This is a genomic window from Idiomarina sp. T82-3, from assembly GCF_001577655.1.
GTDB classification, from domain to species: Bacteria; Pseudomonadota; Gammaproteobacteria; order Enterobacterales; family Alteromonadaceae; genus Idiomarina; species Idiomarina baltica.
Map to the genome: position 1 here is coordinate 171,657 of NZ_LSBQ01000002.1, position 22,720 is coordinate 194,376.

The following is a 22,720-nucleotide window of genomic DNA, read 5'->3' on the forward strand; positions in this document are numbered from 1 at the left end:
CTTTGGGAAGAGTGCTCGCTAAGAAAGCATGGTTATGGTGCAGATGCACTTCGAGGGTGCAGTTAAACAAAAGCAAATTGAGTTGAACCGAAGTTACGCAACAGGGATACTTGTATCATGCAACAGCGAAGTAGAGGACTGTACAAATGTTGGTAGGTAATCGCACCAGTGATTTAGTAGGGCAGACGGATTTGTTACGAGTGCACTCACTTTCAGAGCGCAGTGGCAGTAATATTTATTTAAAGTGTGAGTTTCAAAACCCTGGCGGCTCAATTAAGGATCGTGCTGCAAAGCAGCTGATAGAAGACGCTATGGAACGTGGTGAATTGAAGCCGGGTATGACAGTGGTCGAGGGGACTGCAGGCAATACCGGTATTGGGCTGGCATTAGTTGCCAAATCATTTGGTCTTAAAATGCTTGCGGTTATGCCCAATGATCAATCGCCAGAAAAAGAGCGCATGATCGCGCTACATGGCGGGCAACTTAAAACGGTTGATCCAGTCCCCTTTAAAAACCCTAATCATTTTTATCATACGGCACGTCGTATCGCGGAAGAGCGTGATGACTGTTGGTGGGCTAATCAGTTCGAGAATACGAGTAATGCGCGCGCTCACTATTTGCATACAGGACCAGAAATCTGGCAACAACTGAATGGTAACATTGATACCTTTGTTTCCGTTGCGGGTACGGGCGGCACCATCGGTGGTAACAGTCGTTATTTCAAGGAGAAAAACCCGAATATTGATGTCTGGCTTGCTGATCCGGACGGCTCTGGGATTTTTGAGTTTTTGCGAACCGGCGAGTATGTTTCGAACGGTAGTTCAATGACTGAAGGCATTGGCATCATGCGCTTGGTGGATAACTTTAAAGAAGCGCGTATCGACCATGCTGTTAACTTACCCGATCAAGATCTCATTAGTATCTCACGGTATGTGCGTGAGCAAGATGGAATCGTCTTAGGAAGTAGCTCAGCACTTAACCTGGCTGCTGCTTATGCAGCGGCGTTGAATGGTCAACGAGGACGTAACATTGTGACGTTCGCTTGCGATCTGGGCGAGCGCTCAGCCAGTAAACTCTACAACGATGATTATCTCAAGCAAAAGGGTTTAACTATTGAACCTGAGCCGATTGAACAGTTAACCGAGCGTTATCAGCATTTAGGTGATCGTCTTATCGAGGTCAATTGGTCAGGAGATGACTCATGAAGTGGATGCCAATGGTCGCTGGACTGGCGTTATCGTGGTCTTTATCGGTCTCAGCACAAGCGGATAACTCGACTGAACAGTTGTCTGTCGAACCCGTCATTGTCCCCGAGTTCATCGATATTGCCCATCGTGGTGCGTCAGGCTATCTACCTGAGCATTCTCAGGCAGCAACCGTTATGGCTCACGCCTTAGGCGCGGACTATATAGAGCAAGATGTGCAGTTGAGCCGCGACGGTAAGGCTGTCGTCTTGCATGATGCCCAACTTGATGCGGTAACGAATGTCGCCGAAGTTTTTCCCGAGCGGCATCGCCCCGATGGCAGTTATTATGTGGTCGACTTCACACTTAATCACTTAAAGCAGCTAAGACTGACTCCGCGGCGCAACAGCGAAGGAGCGGCGCGTTTCCCCGGTCGGTTTCAAAATAGCCAGGTCGACTTCAAAATTCAAACTTTGGCTGAGTCACTGAATCTGATTCAGGAACTTAACCAAGTCAGAAATAAGAACACGGGTGTTTATATTGAGGTAAAAGCCTCTCGTTGGTATCGTGATCAGGATTATGATCCGTTGGCGGAGGTAATGAGTGTACTGAGCAAAAACGGTTACTCCGATCAGCAACAAGCGACACCTATCTACCTCCAGTCGTTTGACCCCGAAACCCTTAGGCGAGTGAAACGAGAATTTCATTGTGATTTTCCGTTGGTACAGTTGATCGCCGACAATGCTTGGGGCGAGACGCCTATTGATTACGATGCACTGAGAACTTACGCGGGCTTAGAGTCCTTAACTTCTTATGTCGATCATGTTGGTCTGTGGATAGGCCACGTGCTCAAGGAAGTTAAAGACGGCCAACCTGTTTGGACTGATGTGCTCACGAATGCCGAAAAAGTAGGGCTTAAAGTGCACGTTTATACATTGCGCGCTGATCAATTACCTCAAGGGGTGGAATCACTTAAGCAATTAAGAGGTTGGTTAAAAGAAGCCGGTGTACAAGGCGTATTTAGTGACTTTCCGGATCAAAAGTAAGCCGCATTTTTAAACCATCCGTACCGTCATCATAGTAGTCGACCAGTATATCAACGGTCTCGAACCCCAACGACTGGTAAAGTTGGATGGCTTGCTTGTTATCCAACTTCACCTCTAATGATAATCCATGCCGACATTGTTGACGTTGTGCTTCAATCACTTCGTTAACTAACCGCTTAGCTACGCCTCGGCCGCGAAACGCGGGCGCGACAGCAATGGAATAAATACGTGCATAGCGACTATTACGTCGAGTTAAAATGACCGCATAACCTGCCAGCTGTTCTTCACTGTCTTTGGCAAGCAAGATGGAGGCAGCAGGACTTTGCAGCAGACGTATAAAGTTGCGTCGGCTGATACGAGAGTAATCAAAAACTTGATTCTCGAGCTCGACAAGCGCAGTGATATCACTGCGCTGGCAAGGATGAATCGTAATACTGCAGTTAGTGCTCATCTAACCGACGCCCAAAATCAGCCATAATTAATCGGTACAATTCATACCCAAGCAACTTGTCTTCAACACCGGACTCGATAGATGGGTTGTCGTTGATTTCAATGATCACGGGGCCTTTTTGCGTCATCTTCACATCAACGCCGTAAAGCCCATCACCAATCAGCTTGGTTGCTTGCAATGCGAGCTTAACCACCTCTTTGGGTGCTTGATGAACGCCATAGGTTTCAAAAGAGCCACTTTTAGCTCGGCTTGATTCACTATGGTTATAGATTTGCCAGTGATTGCGTGCCATAAAGTACTGGCATGCGTATATCGGGCGGTTATTGAGTACACCAATGCGCCAGTCGTACTCGGTTTTTAAAAATTCTTGAGCTAATAGAATAGTAGACTGCTCAAATAAGCGTTCCGCCGCCGCCTTAAACTCAGCCTCATCTTCGACCTTTTCTACGCCGATAGAAAACGAGCCATCCGGAATTTTTAATACCACCGGATAACCGAGTTGTTCGCCCAGTTCTTTATAGTCGATATCAGACTGCAACAATAGCAACTCGGTCTTAGGTGTCGCGACATGATGCTTATCAAGCAGTTCCTTTAGAAATACTTTATTGGCGCATTTCACGATCGAATCGGGGTGGTCGATGACGACCATACCGTTTGCTTCAGCTTTTTTTGCAAAGTGATACGTGTAATGGCTGATCTTAGTTGTCTCGCGAATAAACAGCGCATCAAATTCAAGCAACCGGTTGTAGTCATCCACGGTGATAAGTTCCGCTTCAATGTCACATTCTTTGGCGGCTTTGATAAATAAGTTGAGTGCTTTTTTATCGCTCGTCGGGATAGCTTCATCAGGGTTATAAAGAATTGCTAAATCATAGCGATATTCTTTTTTGGCGCGAGCTTTACGCCAAACGCGTTTATTAAATAAGTCCAATGACTCGCCAAATAAAGTTTGCTCGTCATCATTCAGGTCAGCAAGCCGCCCAGCGCTTAAGGACTGAATCAGCCAGCGATCATTTTCCTTGATGAAGTTAATATTAATAATTGGGCACGGATACCGATCAAATAGTTGTCGCGCCAAGTGCTTTAACGGCTCGACCGATGTTTGTCCGAAACAGACGACGAGCTGCATACTACTGCCAGCCTGCTTAGCAAGGTACTTGCTTGCTGCCTTATCGACCGGGTTTGCTAACAGCTGATAATGATTAAAGTTGTTTAGATCATTGATGGTGTTAACCGATGGCAACACGCGCTGTCCACGCGCTTCTGCTAGCAAGCTGACATAGTAGCCTGTTGATAGATAACTTAGGTCGTCACATAAGTTAAGAATGTGACTTTTGCCCGCAGCCGGTGTTTGCAGGTACTCATTGGCTGTTAGCAATGATTGACTCGGATAATACGGTTGCCAATCGCTTATATCATTGATAATTAATTGAACTTGTTGTTGCATGAGTGGGTATATCTCTTTAATGAAAAGCTTTTATAAAAACATAACAGCTTATTTGCTTTAGGCACGAATCAAACACTATATTAGTTAAAAATAATTCAAAAGGATGTCGCCATGCTTACGTTATTAGCGCGAATATTGAAAGCGCTAAACTCAGAAACTAGCGCCCGCTCATTGGCCATTGCGGTGGTGCTGGGCATGTTTCTAGGATTAACGCCACTATGGCGTGTTCATAACTTAATTATCTTACTTGCAGCCTTGATTTTCCGAGTCAATTTATCACTGTTTTTGGTCTCGTTCGCTGTGTTTTCGGGGCTCGCCTATTTACTCGATCCGATGTTTCACAGTTTTGGCGAATCTATACTCAGAGCCGACAGTTGGCAAGCAATTTATGAAGCTGTTTACGCGACAGCCATTGGACGTGTTTCAATGTTTTATCACACGATTACTATGGGAAGCTTTATTTTCAGTCTCATCGTTAGTCCCATCGTTTGGGGGACGACTTACTACATCGTGATTAATTACCGCAAACGGATTCAGGCAACGTTTAATAAGCTAAAAATCGTGCGCGTTCTCAAGGGGAGCCGACTGTGGCAAGTATATTCGGATTTAAGAGGTTGATATGAGTAAGAGTATCATTAGATGGCCTGGGCTCGGCGCGTTTTTTGTTGTGTTAGGCACTCTGGTTTTATTGTCTTGGCTATTTTTAGACACCATTTTGAAATTTACGTTTGAACAGACTCTCGGACGCTTGAACGGTGCTGAAGTGAATGTAGCGGAGGTGTCTCACCAGTGGTCACCTGTCCGGTTGACGTTGACAGGGGTGCAAATTACTGACCCTAATCAGCCAGAATTAAACCGTGTGCAGGCTGAACGTATCAGTGGTGATGTGAGTCTGAGCGAGCTAATTCTTGGTCGTGTATTAATGGAACAGCTCGACGTAACCGGCGTACGTTTGGCACAAAAACGTGAGTCACCCGGTGAGGTCTATGTATCTATTAATAAAGATCAGGTCAAAAGTTGGGCTTCGGATGGTTGGTCGTCAGTTAAGGCTAAACTGCCTTCGACCGATGAGATTGTCGCGCAAGTCGGTTTGCAGACTGAGGACGTGATCGCGACGGCTAAGCAAAAGGTTAAGCAACAAGAGACTGAATTTAAGCAAGCTCGCGATCAGTTGCCTAAAAAGGAAAAAATTGAACAATATAAACAGCAAATAGAACAACTGACATCGGGCAAGGTTGAAGGACTCGGTGATATTGCCGAGCGTAAAAAGCAACTCGATGAGTTGAAACAACAAATTCGACAAGATAAAGAAGCAGTTGCGCAATTTAAAGAAGAACTCGAGCAAAGCATTGATACGGTGAAGACTCAGCTCAGCGAAGTGAAAGCGGCGCCGGGTAACGATATCGACCGTATTCGATCGTTCTTCCAGCTCAATGAGACGGGTATTCAAAATGTGACAGGCTTATTGCTCGGTGAGGAAGCCAAGAAATGGAGTCATTATGTGTTACTCGCCTATGAGCAGATTGCACCGATGCTTGCACGGGCAGATGATAGTCAAACCATTGAAAAAGCGCGTGGTATGGGCGAGAACATCAGTTTTGCCGAGCAGGATGCAGCGCCCGAATTATTAATCAAAAAGGCACGCACGGAGATTCTGATTGCAGGCACAAAAGTGGATGTCAACTGGGAAAATATTACTTATCAGCATGACTTATTGGGTCAGTCTACGACTTACCAAGCCCGTGCAGATAATGCATCACTGTGGCGCTCATTTAACTTGAATGGTGAGCTAGCGCTGTTGCCCAGTGGGATTGACGCAAAACAGCAGTGGCAGTTAAAAGGTGCACAGTTGAGTAATATCGGCCTAGTTAATAACAGTGAGATAGCGGCATCACTCATTTCTTCGGTGCTAGATAGCGACGGCTCAGTGCGGGTGAAAGGCAATGAACTCGACGGTTCAGCACTGGTTAAATTGCTTGATTTAAAAGTCGATGCGTCAGGAACGAGCAAAATTACTAAGGCGATTGCTAACGCCTTGGGTCAACTTAATCGGCTCGATGTGAATACTGAGGTGGGCGGTAGTATCGTGAGCCCGAATCTCTCGCTGAATTCCGATTTAGACGATCAGCTTGGACAAATGCTCTCGCAAGCGGCACTCGGCGAGGCTTCAGAAAAACTGCAGTCGATTAAGCAAGACTTGATGGCAAAAGTTAACGAGCAAATGGGCGGTGAAGAAGCATTCTTGAATCAGCTCGGTGACTGGCAAGGGCAGTCCGACAGTTTAGATAAGCAACTCGAGGAGCTGCTTAAGTCTAAAATTGAGGATTCCTTGAAAGATAAGTTGAAGGGCCGCCTGTTCGGCGGCTCCTAAATATTATTGGTTCAAAAACTGCGCTAACTTAGCGGCTTTTGATTGAATCGAGAAAAGACCATTGAGGTGGCCCCATGGCCCCTCGATGTATTCTAGCTCTGACTGTTTACCCAGATCGTTTAACATCGCATTGGCATGCTCAGCCATGTACGGCATGAGCAATAAGTCATTACTCGACGGCAAGAATAGCGACTTCGCTGTTACATTAGCTAACCCCTGTTCTAAGGTTTTTTTATGGCCTGCAATAAAAAGCTGGTTAGCCCTTACCAAATAGAGAATATGGTTGGCATCAGCTAAGGGGGCACGTGCCCGGCTGCTGTCGAATAACCACTTTGCCGCTGGTAGTTGATTGTTCACGGTTTTAAGTCCATCGGCAGGCAACGTCGGTTGCTGAGGGGCACTTTGATTGAAGATCTCGGGGTGCATAGCGCCATGGGTAATCATCGCCTGCGCCATAGTGACGCCATCAAGTGGAGCGTCATGATCGTAATAATCACCGCCACGCCAGTTCGGGTCTAGCTTTATAGCTTGTGACCACATTTCGAGCCCGGCAATGGTCCACGCATCCATTTTTGCGGTGCCGATGACCGAAACCATCCGGTCGACCCAGTTTGGATAGGCGGATGCCCATTCGATAGCCTGCAGTGAGCCCATGGATGCACCTACTACGGCGTGGAGTTTGTTAATTCCTTTTGACTCAAGCAATGCTTTTTGCACGTTGACGAAGTCGCGAATAGTGACCACAGGAAAATCAAGACCGTAGGGCTTGCCTGTATCTGGGTTGATACTGGCCGGTCCGGTGGTAATGACACTCGGTAGATTCGGGTAAGCGTTAACTAAAGAATCGACACTTACGACGTAGAATTTATTGGTATCGATTGCCTTCCCAGGACCAATAATGGCATCCCAGTAGCCCGCTTGCGGATCATTAGGCGTATATTTTCCCGCCGCATGACTGTTGCCAGAAAAGAAGTGAGTAATAAGAATTACGTTATCTTTAGCCTCATTAAGCTCACCGTAAGCCTCCCACCCGACAGAGACATCCTTGATGGTTTCTCCTCCCACCGTGGTGTAGTTGTCCATTTGAAAGCTTTGTTTCTCTACGAGCAGCGGTTCTTGCGCCTGCGTGATTGAAATAAACAAACCACAGAGCGCAACGAGGCTCAGCTTGGCAGTTTTTAGTGTACTCATGATGCATTCTCCAGTAAGAAATTTTGATACTGTGTTCTAAGGTCAGTTTTGAGGAGTTTACCCGTACCGGTGTGCGGTAACTGTTCGACGAGCAAAATAGCGTCAGGCATCCACCAACGTGCAATTTTCCCGGTCAAGAAGTCTTTGATTTCTGTTTCATCAATTGTTTTACCCGCATTAGGCACGATAAGTAGCAATGGGCGTTCATCCCACTTAGGGTGTTTAACACCAATAACACAGGCTTCATTCACTGCGGGGTGTTGGCTGGCAATATTTTCGATATCAAGCGAGCTTATCCATTCACCGCCGCTTTTAATGACATCCTTCTTGCGGTCAACGACTTTCATAAAGCCCTCTGGATCAATTACGGCAATATCGCCTGTCGCTAACCAACCGTCTGGGAAGCTTGTCAGATCATCGTTGCGAAAGTACTGACTGGCAATCCAATGGCCTCGTACCTGCAACTCACCGCGTGTTTCACCATCATGGGGGAGAGGGTTGTTATCTAAATCGACGATACGCGCTTCAGAACCAAATACCGGACGACCCGCAGTGGTCTGAATCCGATATTGTTCTTCCTTGGTACGCGTCAATATGTCGCGAGTAGGCGGGGCTGAGTACACCAATGGTCCTGTCTCTGTCATGCCCCAAATCGGCTGCCAGTAAACGTTATAAACTTTATCGTAGGTTTTAACGAGCCCCAGCGGAGAGGCCGCGCCGCCGACACAAACACGCTTTAAAGTGGGTATCGACTGCTTTGATTCTGATAAATGATTGTGCAGAGTGAGCCAAATAGTCGGCACGCCCAAGCCAACGCTGACTTGTTCTTGCCTAATAAGTTCGCTCATTACCTCGCCTGATGTGCCGTCGCCACTGAACACTAATTTACTTCCCGCAAGGGGGGCCGCGTAAGGCGCACCCCATGCAGCGACGTGATACATGGTCACCATCGGCATTAGGACAGTGTCTTCATCAAGTGCAAGCATATCCTTCCCCATTGTTGCTTGCGCATGTAGCACCATGGCGCGATGGGAAGCGAGTACGCCTTTCGGATGCCCCGTGGTACCTGATGTATAACACAACAGAGCTGCACTCTGCTCATCTATATCTGGCCAATCATACGCTGGCGCATTAGAGGCAATCAGCGTTTCATAATTATAAAGGTTATCGAGCTTAGGGTCGGGCATTTGGTCTTCATCGACCATCACAATAAATCCTTTTACATGCTTGAGTTCTGGCGCTATTTGCTCAAGTATCGCTAAGAAGGATATATCAACAAAGACCCAGGTGCTCTCGGCATGGTTTAAGATCCAAGCGATTTGTTCCTCGAATAAGCGCGGGTTGACCGTGTGCATTACCGCGCCGATACCACTGACCGCGTAGTATAACTCCATATGACGATAGGTATTCCATGCGAGGCTAGCGACGCGTTCCCCTGGCTGAATACCTAGTTGGTTGAGTCCATGTGCCAATTGGCACGTGCGTTGATAACACGCTTGATAATCATAGCGATGACGGTCGCCTTCGAGACGACGTGTGACGATTTCTTGATGTGGGTAACGGGTTGCTGCGTAGCGCAAAATATCAATAATTTGTAGCGGTCGCTGCATCATATTGCCAGAAAGTTCTGTAGTTAACATCGTTTTAGCCTCTTAATTAAAACAGCATGAAGAGTGCGATAGCTAAGCTGAGTCCGATCAGCGGTACGGCGACGGTGACAGCCGCCACTGCCGGGTATGCATCTTTGTGACTCTGCTTACAGATAGCGCGAATAGTTGTGACCACATAACCGTTGTGTGGCAATGAGTCGAGTGCGCCTGATGATATTGAAACAATACGGTGTAGCTGTTCTGGGTTAACGCCTGCATCCATGTAGTGGGGACCGACTTCGGGTAGGGCAATGGCTTGTCCACCCGAGGCAGAACCTGTTAAGCCTGCGATCACACTGACAGCAACGGCAGCACCGACCAGTTCGTTACCCGGTAAATTAGTCATGGCATTAACGGCGGTATCAAATGCGGGCGTGATTTTGGCGATACTACCAAACCCAACTACAGCTGCTGTATTGCCGATAGCGACAAGCGCCCCCGTTGTCGCGTCTGAAATCGCCAACTGAGGCTTGTGGAAGTAGTTGTAGTTGATAATCGCAATAGCAATTACGCCACCGAGTAGCGCGACAATAAGCGCGTTTTGAGCGAGTTGCTCGTGAAATGAAAACGAGAGTCCCAATACGACCAGTAGCGGGATTAAACTTGACAAAGGATTGGGTAAATCGCGCTTAAGTAATACCGGATCGTGCTCTTGTGCTTCAAAATGTTCGCCACGCGCGACGGCGCGATTGATAATCTTGGTTAGCCACCAATAACCGAATACCGCCATAAAAACAGCGACGATTAAACTGACTTCCCAAGCGGCGTAAGGTGAGGTACCTAAATATTTAATTGGAATCCAGTTTTGAATTTCGGGTGAACCCGCCGAGGTCATGGTGAAGGTAACTGAACCAAACGAAAGTGCAGCAGGAATAAAGCGACGTGGCAAGTTAGCGTCTTTAAATAGACTGAGTGCCATAGGGTAGACTGAGAAAGCGACCACGAATACGCTCACACCACCGTAAGTCAAAATAGCGCAAGCTAATACGACGGCTAATACGGCTTGTTTTTTACCTAGTCGGTCGATAATCCATTTAGCCACACTGTCTGCCGCGCCGGTATCTTCCATGAATTTACCGAACATGGAGCCGAGTAGGAACATAAAGAACCAGGCTGCGACAAAGCCGGCGAATCCATCCATATAGGCGGCGACAAAGTTGACATCGCCAGTGAATAACGGGATACCGCTACACAAAGCGACGACAACCGCACACAGCGGTGCACTGATAAAGAGGTTCATTCCTCTTAACGTGAGTACAATGAGCAGCAGTAAACCGCCCACTAATCCAATCATACTTAACATGAAATACCTCGCAACGAGTTAATAACGGGCCATGTTCTGGTCGTTGCATGGCTCTATTGTGCGTGAACGCGTGGAGTTAACCCATAGTACTATGGTACAGATCACTTTTTTAACATTTTGCGCTAGGTTATTTAACAGCCATGATTCTGGTGCGTGATGCACAGCCAATAATTGCAATAACAATGACAATAAATGTCAGGGGAAACACCATGAACAACAAAGGATTTAAACTTTCGCTGTTAACACTAGCGATGACAGGTGCGCTGAGCAGCGCATCGGTTTGGGCGCAGGACAACGCCGAACAAGACGAACAACAAGCATCCGATAAACTTGAGCGTATTGAAGTCACTGCTCGTCGGACTAACGAAAGTTTGCAAGAAGTGCCCGTCGCTGTCAGCGCATTTGGTGAGCAAGAACTCGAGCGAGACGGCATCGAAGATATCACTGAATTACAGTACAAGATGCCCAATACGACCTTTCAGGTCAGTCGCGGAACCAACTCAACGCTGACAGCTTATATCCGTGGGATTGGACAACAAGACCCATTGTGGGGCTTTGAACCAGGCGTTGGTATCTACATTGATGACGTCTATGTTGCTCGTCCGCAAGGTGCTGTACTCGAAGTGCTTGATGTGCAACGTGTTGAGGTATTACGCGGTCCTCAGGGAACCTTGTATGGTAAAAACACCATTGGCGGGGCAATGAAATACGTGACGCGTGACTTAACCGGTTACGATGAGTTTGAGATAAAAGGGACGATAGGCACCTATAATCAGACGGATTTGAAAGTATCTGGCCAGACAGCGCTTAGCAATAACTTTTACGTGGGCGGCGCGTTTGCTACGCTCAATCGCGATGGTTATGGCGAATTTGTAAATCTTGGCGCTGATAACTACAACAAAGAGCTAATGACTGGACGTTTTAATGCGCGTTGGCTTGCCGCGAAAAACGTTGACGTAAAGTTTGCCGCTGATTGGACTCAAGATGACTCAAACGCGCGCGGGGGTCATCGTTTGATGCCTTCTTTACTGAGCGATGAACCCTATCTTGATGATGTCTTTGATTCATATACTGCAATGCCCATTGATAATTCGGTTGAAACCGAAGGGTACTCGCTGACTGTCGATTGGGATGTCAACGCGCAGTGGGGATTTAAATCAATCACTGCTTATCGTGAAGGAAGCACTGACACCAATATCGACTTTGACTCAACGGTTAACCCCGTATTATTGGTCCCAGCTTATTACGATGATGACCAAACTACTCAAGAGTTTCAGTTAACTTATTCTGATGGTCGCCTAGATTTCATTGGTGGGCTATATCTATATGACGGCACGGCCTGTGGTGTGTTTGGTACCGTGCTGGGTCTACTGGATTTGACAATCGATAACGGTGGCTGTGTCGATACCACCAGCGAAGCGGTGTTTGGACAAGCGAGCTATCAGCTGGATGAGCAATGGTCTGTTACCGTGGGCGGTCGCTATACGCGAGACGAAAAGGATGCTGACGTATATCGCTACACTTATGCCGGCGTTAAGTTCTTAGATAGAGGCGACTACTCGGCTGATCCTATTGTGGTTAACTCTGACTTCAATACTAAAGAAGACTGGAGTAAGTTCTCTCCGCACGCCAGCGTGAGCTACCAAATGACGCCTGAGTTAATGTGGTATGCGAGCTACAGTAATGGCTTTAAGTCGGGTGGTGTTGATATGCGTGCCGACGTGAGTCTCAACCCAGATGCGGCGAACCCTTACGATCCTGAAATTGTGGACACTTTTGAAGTAGGTGTTAAGAGTGAATGGTTGGACAGCCGGTTACGCTTAAACGGTGCGGTGTTCTATTCAGACTATCAGGACATGCAAGTAACCGTTCAACGCGCTGTTGAAACAGGGGGCGTGGCGTCACAAGTGCTGAACGCGGCTGACTCAACTGTTCAAGGATTTGAGCTAGAAGGTACATTTGCGGCCACTGAGACCTTAAACTTTACCGGTTCACTTGGCTATATTGATGCAGAGTTCGATGAAGTGGCATTTTTTAATCCACAGACTCAGCAAGTCGAGGACGTATCAAACACGTGGTCGTTTGCCAATACACCTAAGTTAACTGCGAACCTTGGGTTCACCAAAGAGTTTATTCTCGATAGTGGCTCATTAATTTGGTCGACGTCGGTGTCATATCGCGACGATACACAGATTTTTGAAGTGCCATCACCGTTGGATGAAGAAGCCTATAGCTTGGCAAACACAAGTCTAGTCTGGTATTCAACCAGTGGACAATGGAATGTCGGCTTACATGCTAAAAATGTGTTCGATAAAGAGTATCGTCTAGCAGGCTATAATTTCGGTTCCACGTTTGGTGAGAACATTGTTACGGGTTACTACGGCGATCCGCGTACCGTGTCACTCTCGGTTGGTTACCGTTTTTAATATTTGATAAAGCAACCGTGCCAGCGCGGGCAATGCTCGCGCTGGCATATTTCCTTAAAACTGGTTAGCATGGTGGCATCAACAAATGCTTAACACGGTATTTAGGTCCATGGCACGCGCCATCATTGCAGATGATCACCCGATCTTTCGCGCCGCAATTAAACAAGCGCTTGGCGAAACGCTTGAATCCGAAGTTCTCGAGGCTTCTAGCTTCACTCAGTTAGAGTCATTACTCAAACAAAACCCGCAATTAGAATTGGTGTTCTTGGATTTGTCGATGCCTGGCAATGAAGGGCTGACAAGTTTAACGTTATTACGAAGCCAATTTCCCGATGTCTTAGTTGTTATTGTCTCTGCGAATGAAAACGCCCATATTATAAGACAGGCAATGGCATTGGGGGCGAGTGCTTATATTCCTAAATCGGTGCCCTTACCCGAGTGGGCGGCCGCGGTGGAAACGGTATTAGCAGGAGATAACTGGCTACCCGAAGGACTCGTTGACTTGACCGAGACGGACCAAGAGGTGGTGAACTTTGCACGCAGTCTCGAAAGCTTAACGCCGCAACAGCTAAAAGTGCTTAAAGCGATTGCAGATGGTCGCTTGAACAAGCAAATTGCGTTTGATTTAGGTGTACAGGAAACCACTATCAAGCAACATGTTTCAGCGATTCTAAGAAAACTCCATTGCGTAAACCGTACTCAAGCAGGGATTCTTTTCCGGCAGATGTTATCCGCCTCGGATACGCTTGAGTAAGCGTTTTAGTGCGCCGACTTTAAGTGGCTTTGGAATAAAGTATGCTTCAACGGCCATCGCGGCCTGACGCACCGATTCGGTTGGATCAGCTGAGTTGATGATAGCAGGCGTATCGCTTCGCCAGTGTGTCCGCAACTGTTGTATGGCATTGACCCCTGTTTGACCATGGTTTAAATGGTAATCAGCGAAAATTAAATCACAGGGTGCGAGTGAATGAATATCGCTGATATCCTCGGCAGTAACCACCTGAGCACCCCATCCTTTTAAAAGAGCGCTGGTTGCAAAGAGCACTTGCGGGTCATTATCGATGACTAAAACGCGGAATTCGTTCAGTAATAGCTCCTGGGTATCAACCTCATCTCCGAGGTTAAGAGTTGAGGGCGCGTTTGCAACTGGGAGTGCGGTAAAAGTAACTCCAAAGCCTGTACCTTTGCCAACCACAGAGCGTAATGTGAGAGGTAAGTTCATGAGGCGACAAATACGTTCAACGATCGATAAGCCAAGTCCTAGCCCGGGGTTGTCTGTCTCACTTTGTAGTTGATGAAACTCTTGAAAAATTTCTCGTTGTTTATGTTCTGGTATACCAGGACCGGTATCAATAATCCAAACGGTGATTTGTTCACCTCTACGCTTGCAGCCCACGCTAACCCGCCCACTGTGTGTGTAACGAAGCGCGTTGGATAACAAGTTCTGAAACACTCGTGTCAGTAATCGGCGATCGCTGCGAATTCTTACCCGACTGTCGAGATAGTGAAACGCTAAGTGCTTCTCTTGCGCCATAAACCGATAGCGCTCTACTAACGGACTCAAGACCGAGTTGAGTTCAAACGTTTGATATTCGGGTGTAAGGTGTCCACTATCGAGTTTTGTCATGTCGAGCAGCATCGTAAGTAGCTCCTCTGCTTGCTCTAACGACTGTTTTAGATGGTTGGTAATTGGACGTTGCGCGTCGGTCGATTTAGTCACGAGTATATCGGTAAACAAACTGGCGGCATTGAACGGTTGCATCAGGTCGTGGCTTACTGCGGCAAAGAATCGCGATTTACTCCGATGCGCATATTCTTCTGCCTGCTTCGCAAGTAATAACTGCTCAGTACGCTCTGCGACGCGCTGTTCAAGCTCTTCATTAATCTGTCGTAATTGATCTTGAGCAACCACCTTTTCAGTAATGTCGCTGTAGGTGGTTACAAAACCGCCACCTGGCATTGGGTTGCCATGCAGTTCAATGATTCGCTCACCTTGCTGGCGCTGGTATGAATAAGCACTGCCTGAGCGTAAGTAATCAAGCCGTTTTTGAATTTCTCTTTCGACATCACTCTCCTGAGAACTCAGCATACCGCGTTGGGCGTTAAAGCGCAGAAGTTTCTCGACGGGAATACCGGTTTCTAATATCCCATCTGGATAAGCAAAAATCTCTGCATAGCGCTGATTCCATGCGACTAAGCGAAGCTTTTGATCGATGACACTGATGCCTTGAGGAATATTTTCCACGGATGCTTGTAATAACTCCCGATTGAATCGATAGAGTTTTGATGCTTCGGCGGCCCAATCGACCATCCGATCAACAGATAGCGAACCCTGTTCGGATACAGACTCCAGTAATAATCGGCTTGCAGAGGTACCGATAACGGCTGACAGTTCGCGTTCGACACGCACCATGACATCCGCAGGCACGATTGCGTGGTTATCCTGTGAGAAGAGATCGATATCGAGTCGACGTTGGATAATGCGTAATTGTGCGTCTGTATAAAAAGTAGATAGAACGGTATAAAGTTTAGCCCAAGTTAGACGACTCGACTCGATGGAATCTCTGATCGCGGGGACGGCGGTTTGAGGCATTTGTGGCCGAAGCATAGAAATAAGCCAGAACACAGAGAAGTTTAACGTTAAACTCAAGACCACGCCATCGGCAAGCTCGGTGTCGAGCATGGGTTGCGTGGTGTTTAACGCCGGCAGCAACAACTGCCAAATCCAAATGCTCCATCCCATGAGTATCCCAGCACCGACGCCCAAACCGCTGGCTCTTGGCCACAGTACCGTTGCAAGAATACCGGGCGCCAATTGGGCAAGTAGCGCTAATGCAATCAACCCCGAGTTAACCAGCGGCAATGAATCCAAAGTGAGCTGATAATAGCCATAAGCTAATAACATGACCAAAATAATGGTAACGCGTCGGATGTTGAGTACTAAGCGGGGCGACAGTTTTCGCCGCGGATGCTTAAATAAATGCAGCCAACTTGGAATGACGACATCATTTGACATCATGATGCTAAGCGCTAATAGCGCAATGAGTACCATGCTTGTTGACGCTGACAAACCGCCAATAAACGCGACAATACTGATATCCGGGCGATCGGCGATAATGGGAAGCGCTAGCATAAACATATCGGTATGTGCGTATTCAGGGGCGAGGACTAAGCCGGCGAGTGCGATGGGTAAAATAAAAAAGTTGATAGCAAATAAGTAAAGGGGAAAGGCCCACCGGGCCGCTTTTAGTTCATCAGGGTGGTTGCACTCAATATAGCCGACGTGGAATTGACGTGGGAGGCAAAACATCGATAACGCCCCCAGACACGCGTGCACAATGAAAATATAGACGCCATCTGGGCGCCCTTCTAAAATGGAAGTGACGGAAGGTATTGCCAAACTTTGCTGAGCAAGATCGAGCATGCCATCAAATAGTGACCAACAAGCAAAAACGCCGACTATCATAAAAGCAACCAACTTTACGATAGATTCAAAGGCGACAACGTCCATCAAGCCATTATGTTGCTCGGCTAAAGACAGCCGACGCGTACCAAATAAAAATGCAAAGCTCACCATGGCAAGTGTGACCAACAAGGCTAAGTCAAAAAACGTATTTGAACCTGTTGCGACTCCTGTCAGGGTCGTTACACTCGCTGTTACAGCCCGCAGTTGTAGTGAGATATAGGGTACAACGGCGACAAGCGCAGTGATTGCAATAAACCCCGAGAGTATTGAGGAGCGCCCAAAGTGACTTCCGACTAAGTCAGCAATTGACGTAATATTTTGCTGCTTGCAATAGCTGAGTAAACGCAACTGAAGACGGTGAAAAATCAGGAAAACTAAAATAGCTCCGACGTAGGTCGGGGCAAACGACCAACCATAAATAGCAGACTGCGTGACGGTGCCAAAAAACGCCCAAGAAGTGCAATGAACGCCTTGAGCTAGCGCATAACGATAAGGTTTTACGCGCTTTCTACTGAGGTTATCACCGCGATAGGCGATAAAGAACAATAAGCACAAATAAGCGACGGCAACGGTGATGATCCAACCGATAGATAACATGGCTAGTGGTGCTCATACTCTTTAAATACGGGGAGCGACCACTGGTATTTGATAGCCCCGAGTCGGACGACTAAGGTTACCAGCATACTCGCCACTAATGCGGTTACAGGGAAGTAGGGAACAAGCACTGTATAAATTGTAGCGCCTATGATGCATGTCGTTGCATAGAGTTCACTTTTTAATACCATGGGAACATCACGAGCGAGCACATCTCGTAACATGCCGCCAAAGCACGCTGATACGGTTCCCATAATAACAGCGATAAAGGGCGTAAAGCCGGCTGCGAGGGTCTTCTGTGCGCCCATGGTCGCGAAAAATGCTAAACCAAAAGCATCGGCCACTAATAATGTATTGATAGGAATATAAGACTTAAATCTTAGCCAAATGATAGTAAGCAAGGCGGCCGCGATAATGACGTAAATGTAAGTTGGGTCGTGTGTCCAAAACACCGGAAGGCCTAAAATCAGGTCGCGCGTTGTGCCCCCACCAATGGCGGTTGCGGAGGCGAGAATGATAACGCCAAAGCCGTCCATTTTTTTACGGAACGCAAGTAATGTACCTGCTACCGCAAATACCGCGACACCTGTTAAGTCGGTAAGGTAAAATAAGAGATCAATTGAGGACATTTTAGTCTTGGCGCTTTCGCAGATAAAATAAAGCCAACAGTGCCATAGATGGGACGAGAAATGTAGCAGTTTTTAGGTCACCACAGTATTATATTGTAGTTGACGACGAGAATGCTTAAGGACTAGCAAGCTATGGATATATCCGATATTAAAACACAACATGTTGATGACTCGTTGGATAAGCAGCAAGCTGCGGTTCCTATGTTGGTAATTGCGCTTCACCCAAATCTCAACCGAGTGGGAGAAGTCGCGCCATTACTCGACTTAGATCGTGAGGGTCGTGGCTATGTTAGTCGTAATCGTCCTGAATTCTCAAAAAGCGGATATGCAGGTAAACCGCTGGCTGATCAACACATCAGCCGCTCACCTCTAATCATTCAAAAAGACTCTGATGAGTTGTTCCGTGTTCGCGCTCACAGTACGAGTACGGAAGTTTCGATCCCAGGCCGTTCGCTTCAGCAAGAGTACCTGTTAACGGCCGACGATATGCATGAGGGCGTTATTTTGACCTTGAGTCAGAAGGTCGTACTCATTTTAAAGTTTTTACCTCTGCAACACATGATTGTTCCTGATGACAACATGATTTTAGGTATTAGTCCCGATATTGCGGCGGTGAGAGATAAAGCAAAAAATATTGCACGACTCAGCCTACCGGTCATGATTCGAGGAGCGGCAGGTGTTGGTAAAGAGCACGTTGCACGCAGTATTCACGAGTACAGTGATCAAGCCAATGAACCGTTCATTTCAGTGAATGTCGCCGCGATACATGATGCGGTTGCCGAAGAAGAGCTATTTGGCGTGGTTCGCAATGGTCAGAGAAAAAGAGGCTGGTTGGAGCAAGCAGGCAGTGGAACGATACTGTTAGAAGACTTAGAGGACGCCTCAGAAAAAGTCCATGAACTGATATTTAAGGCGTTTAAAGCCCAGAAAGTATTGGCAGTAAATGATGCGAACTCGGTCGCCCTAAAGTGTCGATTCATGCTGACAAGTACTTACGACAACTGTCCAGAAAATAAAAGCTCGGTCTTGTGGCGATTAAATAATTTGTTGTCAGCTTATCAGTTCTTTGTCCCGAACCTGGTCGACCGGCGAGAAGACATCGGTTTGTTATTTTATCACTTTGTCGCTGAACAGTGGGCGCGCGTTCATGCGGAGAAGGCGATGACAGCCGAGGTCCCTACTGACTTAGTCGTACAGTTGTTAATGTTTAATTGGCCTGGGAATGTGCGACAACTGCGTAACGTTGCGCGACAGATTGTCATTGATAGCCGTGATAAAGAGAGCCTTTATTTGGATCCGCAGCTGATTAATATTCTTGCAAACAAACAAGAATCAGCAGCGCAAACCAGCAGCAAAAAAGTGACAAAATCGCGTAAGCCTAACAGTGTCAGCAAAGATGAACTCATCGAGTCTTTACAGAATAACCGCTTTGAGTTGCAAGCAACTGCACGGGAACTGAACATATCCCGAGCCTCTGTTTATCAGCTTATTCAGCGCTTCGATGGAATTCAGACAGCGCAGGATTTAGATGAGGTGACGATTCGAGAGCACTATGAACGGTACAATGGTGACACAGAAAAAATGATGTGGGCATTGAAAGTATCCCAAGTAGGTTTGAGGCGTCGGCTTAAAGCGATGGGTTTAGCAATATAGGTTGAAAGTTAGGCATATTAAACACGGCGAAAATCCGATAAACTGTGCGGTCAGCACTTGCAATTAAGAAATCAGCCCTCATCTGAAATGGGTGGCGTTAAAATATTATAAAGCAACATCAATTGAGGAAACATTATGAGTTTTTTTATTAGCCCTGCGTACGCGCAAGATGGTGCAGCTGCTCAAGGTGGCGGCATGGAATTGATCATCATGCTGCTATTATTCGGTTTGGTATTTTACTTTCTGATTTATCGTCCACAAGCGAAGCGTATGAAGCAGCATAAAGAGCTCATTGGTTCGCTGAGCAAGGGTGACGAAGTACTCACTCAAGGCGGCATGGTTGGCAAAATTACTAAAGTGAGCGATGACAAAGATTTTATCGTCATCGCGCTGAGTGAAGAAATGGAAGTGACAGTACAAAAAGCAGCTGTAACCTCTGTTCTTCCTAAAGGTACAATGAAGTCTCTCTAATAGAAAATGTAAGGTAGGCACGACGTGTTAAATAAATACCCGTTGTGGAAAAACCTGCTCGTTATTTTCGTTATTTTGTTGGCAGCGCTGTATGCGCTGCCTAACATTTACGGCGAAGATCCCGCAGTACAAATTTCCGCAGATCGTCAAGCAACAGTAGATGCCGCAACGCTTGATCTAGTTCGCGAAACGCTGAAGTCAGAAGACATTTCACCTAAATCGATTGCGCTTGAGCAAGAACAAGTACTCGTACGACTGAGCTCCGATAAAGAGCAACTACAAGCGCGTGAAGCCCTCAATAAGCGCTTAGGTGATCACTATATTGTAGCCCTTAACTTGGCACCAGCAACGCCGAGTTGGTTGAAAAGTATTGGTGCTGAACCCATGAAATTGGGCCTAGATTTACGTGGTGGCGTTCATTTCTTGATGGAAATCGATATGAACGAAGCCATGCGCAAGATCTTAGATGGTATGAAAGATACTATTCGTAGCTCTCTGCGCGAGGAGCGTATTCGTTACACTAATGTGAGCGTTGAAGATAATGCCATTAACGTTGAGCTTCGTTCAGATGAAGACTTTCAACAGGCAGAGCAGTATTTAGATGGTCGTTATCAAGGCTATCAAATGGTTGTCGATGCAGAAACCAATACTGTAACCATGCGAATGACCGAGCAAAAACTCGCGGAAACGCGTGATTATGCGGTGTCGCAAAACATTACTATCATGCGTAATCGGGTTAACGAGCTTGGTGTTGCGGAGCCTGTTATCCAGCGTCAAGGCGCAAATCGCATTGTCGTGGAATTGCCTGGCGTGCAGGATACAGCGCGTGCTAAAGAAATTTTGGGTGCGACAGCGACGCTCGAGTTTCGCATGGTAGATACCGAAAATGATGTACGAGATGCAGTCAATGGTCGAGTACCGTTTGGTAGTGAGTTACTCCCTTCGCGTAATGGCGGTCCACAGCTGTTAAAAGAGGATGTGATTCTAACAGGCGACCATATTGTTAATGCGGGCGTTGGTTACGACGAATATAACCGTCCTCAGGTAAATATCGAGTTGGATGGTGTTGGCGGTGACAAGATGTCATTGGCGACCAAAGACAATGTCGGCAAACCAATGGCTACGGTATTCATGGAGTATGAATCAACCGGCGAACGCGATGCTGAGGGTAACCTGCAATTTAATAAGAAAGCAGAAGTCGTCAGTGTGGCAACAATTCAATCTCGTTTAGGTAGCAGCTTCCGTATCACCGGTGTAGGTCCGCAAGAAGCGCAAAACCTTTCACTCTTGCTCCGTGCGGGTGCGTTGATTGCGCCGATTCAAATTGTTGAAGAACGGACAGTGGGTCCGAGTTTAGGTCAACAAAATATCGATGCAGGTACTCAAGCGATTATTTGGGGCTTGGTGTTAGTGCTCCTATTTATGGTTATCTATTACCGTAAGTTTGGTCTTGTTGCTGACATGGCTTTGGCAGCTAATATCGTGCTTATCATTGGTGTTATGTCGATGATACCGGGTGCAACGCTCACTCTTCCTGGTATGGCAGGTATCGTTCTGACAGTCGGTATGGCGGTCGATGCTAACGTGCTGATATTCGAACGTATTCGCGAGGAAATACGCGCTAAGCGAAGTCCGCAACAAGCGATTCATCATGGTTATGATAGTGCCTTGTCGACCATCGCTGATGCGAACATTACCACGTTGATCGCTGCGATTATCCTCTTTGCCGTAGGTAATGGCCCGGTTAAAGGATTCGCGATTACATTGGCGATCGGTATTATCACTTCGATGTTTACTGCAATAGTAGGCACGCGAGCGATAGTGAACTCCGTATGGGGTGGTAAGCGTTTAAGCAAGTTATCAATTTAGGGTGAATGATGAGACAGTTTATTAAAACAAATGAACGCATAGGATTCATGCGCTTCCGTGGAGTATTTGCGCTCATCAGTGGCTTGCTCCTTATCGCGTCAATTGTTTCGTTATCGGTAAACAAACTTAACTTTGGCTTAGACTTTACTGGCGGAACGCTTATTGAAGTCGGTTTCCCACAAGCGGCTGAGCTTGATCAGGTTCGCAGTACGCTTGAAGCCGGTGGGTTTGATGATGCCGTGGTGCAGAATTACGGCACCCAGCAAGATTTATTGATCCGATTGGCACCTAGAGAGGGTGTAAAAGCGGAGGAGCTGGGAACACAAATCTTAACGACCCTGCGTGAAGGAATTGATAAATCCATCGAAATGCGTCGGATCGAATTTGTGGGACCTAACGTGGGTGACGAATTTGTCGAACAGGGCGGGTTAGCGATGCTGACCGCGTTGATATGTATCTTGATATATATCGCAATGCGTTTCGAATGGCGTTTGGCTGTTGGTGCTGTTTCAGCACTCGCGCACGATGTTATTTTAACGCTGGGTTTATTCTCGGCTTTGGGTCTCGAGTTTGACTTAACCGTGTTGGCGGCACTTCTTGCGGTGATAGGTTACTCAATTAACGATACTGTGGTTGTCTCGGATCGCGTACGTGAGACGTTCCGTAAGTACGCTAAGTTGACACCAACGCAGGTTATTAACCGAGCGTTAACGGATACCATGAGCCGTACGTTGATTACGTCATTAACCACTATTTTAGTGTTGTTGGCGCTGTTCTTTGTTGGTGGACAGTTGATCCATGGCTTTGCCACTGCGCTATTATTTGGTGTATTTGTCGGTACTTATTCGTCAATTTTCGTAGCAAGCAGCGTAGCGTTATCGTTAGGTGTTAGCCGTGACGATCTGATGCCAACAGAAGTCGAAAAAGAAGGTGCGGATCAAGATCCGCTGCAATAGTTCATAGGAGATTA

17 protein-coding genes are annotated in these 22,720 nt (G+C 46.9%); 10 read left to right on the plus strand and 7 right to left on the minus strand.

All coding sequences use genetic code 11. The features are described 5' to 3' along the window. Positions 1–146 precede the first annotated feature (146 nt). The gene (locus AWU56_RS01980) at positions 147–1,205 is read left to right on the plus strand and encodes a cysteine synthase A (protein ID WP_272977974.1); all 1,059 of its coding nucleotides are present in this window, start codon (positions 147–149) and stop codon (positions 1,203–1,205) included. Then, entirely contained in the window at positions 1,202–2,230 is a 1,029-nt protein-coding gene (gene glpQ, locus AWU56_RS01985) for a glycerophosphodiester phosphodiesterase (protein WP_286681640.1), read from the plus strand. The genes AWU56_RS01980 and glpQ overlap by 4 nt, the downstream gene beginning before the upstream one ends. Here glpQ and AWU56_RS01990 read toward each other — a convergent pair. Both AWU56_RS01990 and AWU56_RS01995 read right to left on the minus strand, forming a co-directional pair. Beyond that, a complete protein-coding gene (locus tag AWU56_RS01990; protein WP_286681641.1) occupies positions 2,205–2,681 on the minus strand; it encodes a GNAT family N-acetyltransferase in 477 nt (158 codons plus the stop codon). The genes glpQ and AWU56_RS01990 overlap by 26 nt on opposite strands. After that, the gene (locus AWU56_RS01995) at positions 2,671–4,128 is read right to left on the minus strand and encodes a RimK family ATP-grasp domain-containing protein (protein ID WP_286681642.1); all 1,458 of its coding nucleotides are present in this window, start codon (positions 4,126–4,128) and stop codon (positions 2,671–2,673) included. Before AWU56_RS01995 ends, AWU56_RS01990 begins: the two co-directional genes overlap by 11 nt. A gap of 111 nt (positions 4,129–4,239) precedes the next feature. Here AWU56_RS01995 and AWU56_RS02000 point away from each other — a divergent pair, with 111 nt between their 5' ends. Next, the gene (locus tag AWU56_RS02000) at positions 4,240–4,746 is read left to right on the plus strand and encodes a TIGR03546 family protein (RefSeq protein ID WP_286681643.1); all 507 of its coding nucleotides are present in this window, start codon (positions 4,240–4,242) and stop codon (positions 4,744–4,746) included. Position 4,747: 1 nt separating this feature from the next. After that, entirely contained in the window at positions 4,748–6,499 is a 1,752-nt protein-coding gene (locus AWU56_RS02005) for a TIGR03545 family protein (RefSeq protein ID WP_006956385.1), read from the plus strand. A gap of 3 nt (positions 6,500–6,502) precedes the next feature. On the opposite strand, the gene AWU56_RS02010 is transcribed toward AWU56_RS02005, so the two are convergent. From AWU56_RS02010 to AWU56_RS02020, 3 genes are read right to left on the minus strand one after another with little or no spacing between them, the layout of a single operon-like run. After that, entirely contained in the window at positions 6,503–7,690 is a 1,188-nt protein-coding gene (locus tag AWU56_RS02010) for an E22 family MetX-like putative esterase (RefSeq protein WP_286681644.1), read from the minus strand. Beyond that, the gene (locus tag AWU56_RS02015) at positions 7,687–9,330 is read right to left on the minus strand and encodes a long-chain fatty acid--CoA ligase (protein WP_286681645.1); all 1,644 of its coding nucleotides are present in this window, start codon (positions 9,328–9,330) and stop codon (positions 7,687–7,689) included. Before AWU56_RS02015 ends, AWU56_RS02010 begins: the two co-directional genes overlap by 4 nt. 16 nt (positions 9,331–9,346) lie before the next feature. After that, complete coding sequence (locus AWU56_RS02020) at positions 9,347–10,642, minus strand: GntP family permease (protein WP_286681646.1); 1,296 nt, start codon at positions 10,640–10,642, stop codon at positions 9,347–9,349. Positions 10,643–10,851: 209 nt separating this feature from the next. On the opposite strand from AWU56_RS02020, the gene AWU56_RS02025 reads away from it, so the two are divergent. Both AWU56_RS02025 and AWU56_RS02030 read left to right on the plus strand, forming a co-directional pair. Next, entirely contained in the window at positions 10,852–13,068 is a 2,217-nt protein-coding gene (locus tag AWU56_RS02025; RefSeq protein WP_286681647.1) for a TonB-dependent receptor, read from the plus strand. Between the two features lie 109 nt (positions 13,069–13,177). Continuing rightward, a complete protein-coding gene (locus tag AWU56_RS02030; RefSeq protein ID WP_006956378.1) occupies positions 13,178–13,822 on the plus strand; it encodes a response regulator in 645 nt (214 codons plus the stop codon). Here the strand turns inward: AWU56_RS02030 and AWU56_RS02035 are convergent. Further along, positions 13,796–17,131: a PAS domain-containing hybrid sensor histidine kinase/response regulator gene (locus AWU56_RS02035; RefSeq protein WP_006956376.1), complete on the minus strand. Its 3,336-nt coding sequence runs from the start codon at positions 17,129–17,131 to the stop codon at positions 13,796–13,798. The two genes, AWU56_RS02030 and AWU56_RS02035, sit on opposite strands and share 27 nt — an antisense overlap. Positions 17,132–17,133: 2 nt before the next feature. Further along, positions 17,134–17,757: a trimeric intracellular cation channel family protein gene (locus AWU56_RS02040; RefSeq protein ID WP_006956375.1), complete on the minus strand. Its 624-nt coding sequence runs from the start codon at positions 17,755–17,757 to the stop codon at positions 17,134–17,136. 132 nt (positions 17,758–17,889) lie between these two features. On the opposite strand from AWU56_RS02040, the gene AWU56_RS02045 reads away from it, so the two are divergent. From AWU56_RS02045 to secF, 4 genes are all read left to right on the plus strand, one after another. Beyond that, on the plus strand, positions 17,890–19,410 hold the full coding sequence (locus AWU56_RS02045) for a sigma-54-dependent transcriptional regulator (protein ID WP_006956374.1): 1,521 nt from the start codon (positions 17,890–17,892) through the stop codon (positions 19,408–19,410). Positions 19,411–19,545: 135 nt separating this feature from the next. Continuing rightward, the gene (gene yajC / locus AWU56_RS02050) at positions 19,546–19,881 is read left to right on the plus strand and encodes a preprotein translocase subunit YajC (RefSeq protein ID WP_006956373.1); all 336 of its coding nucleotides are present in this window, start codon (positions 19,546–19,548) and stop codon (positions 19,879–19,881) included. Positions 19,882–19,905: 24 nt separating this feature from the next. Then, on the plus strand, positions 19,906–21,750 hold the full coding sequence (secD, locus tag AWU56_RS02055) for a protein translocase subunit SecD (protein WP_006956372.1): 1,845 nt from the start codon (positions 19,906–19,908) through the stop codon (positions 21,748–21,750). Positions 21,751–21,758: 8 nt separating this feature from the next. Then, positions 21,759–22,706 carry a protein translocase subunit SecF gene (gene secF, locus AWU56_RS02060; protein ID WP_286681675.1) on the plus strand — a complete coding sequence of 316 codons (948 nt, stop codon included), beginning with the start codon at positions 21,759–21,761 and terminating at the stop codon, positions 22,704–22,706. Positions 22,707–22,720: the final 14 nt, after the last annotated feature.

What these genes read in the sequence shown, in the direction of transcription:
- AWU56_RS02035 (WP_006956376.1), bottom strand. Translation starts at nt 17,131, where the DNA reads ATGTTATCTATCGGTTGGATCATCACCGTTGCCGTCGCTTATTTGTGC.
- AWU56_RS02020 (WP_286681646.1), bottom strand. Translation starts at nt 10,642, where the DNA reads ATGTTAAGTATGATTGGATTAGTGGGCGGTTTACTGCTGCTCATTGTA.
- AWU56_RS02005 (WP_006956385.1), top strand. Translation starts at nt 4,748, where the DNA reads ATGAGTAAGAGTATCATTAGATGGCCTGGGCTCGGCGCGTTTTTTGTT.
- AWU56_RS02015 (WP_286681645.1), bottom strand. Translation starts at nt 9,330, where the DNA reads ATGTTAACTACAGAACTTTCTGGCAATATGATGCAGCGACCGCTACAA.
- AWU56_RS02045 (WP_006956374.1), top strand. Translation starts at nt 17,890, where the DNA reads ATGGATATATCCGATATTAAAACACAACATGTTGATGACTCGTTGGAT.
- yajC (WP_006956373.1), top strand. Translation starts at nt 19,546, where the DNA reads ATGAGTTTTTTTATTAGCCCTGCGTACGCGCAAGATGGTGCAGCTGCT.
- AWU56_RS02040 (WP_006956375.1), bottom strand. Translation starts at nt 17,757, where the DNA reads ATGTCCTCAATTGATCTCTTATTTTACCTTACCGACTTAACAGGTGTC.
- AWU56_RS01995 (WP_286681642.1), bottom strand. Translation starts at nt 4,128, where the DNA reads ATGCAACAACAAGTTCAATTAATTATCAATGATATAAGCGATTGGCAA.
- AWU56_RS02030 (WP_006956378.1), top strand. Translation starts at nt 13,178, where the DNA reads ATGGCACGCGCCATCATTGCAGATGATCACCCGATCTTTCGCGCCGCA.
- glpQ (WP_286681640.1), top strand. Translation starts at nt 1,202, where the DNA reads ATGAAGTGGATGCCAATGGTCGCTGGACTGGCGTTATCGTGGTCTTTA.
- AWU56_RS02010 (WP_286681644.1), bottom strand. Translation starts at nt 7,690, where the DNA reads ATGAGTACACTAAAAACTGCCAAGCTGAGCCTCGTTGCGCTCTGTGGT.
- AWU56_RS02025 (WP_286681647.1), top strand. Translation starts at nt 10,852, where the DNA reads ATGAACAACAAAGGATTTAAACTTTCGCTGTTAACACTAGCGATGACA.
- secF (WP_286681675.1), top strand. Translation starts at nt 21,759, where the DNA reads ATGAGACAGTTTATTAAAACAAATGAACGCATAGGATTCATGCGCTTC.
- AWU56_RS02000 (WP_286681643.1), top strand. Translation starts at nt 4,240, where the DNA reads ATGCTTACGTTATTAGCGCGAATATTGAAAGCGCTAAACTCAGAAACT.
- AWU56_RS01990 (WP_286681641.1), bottom strand. Translation starts at nt 2,681, where the DNA reads ATGAGCACTAACTGCAGTATTACGATTCATCCTTGCCAGCGCAGTGAT.
- AWU56_RS01980 (WP_272977974.1), top strand. Translation starts at nt 147, where the DNA reads ATGTTGGTAGGTAATCGCACCAGTGATTTAGTAGGGCAGACGGATTTG.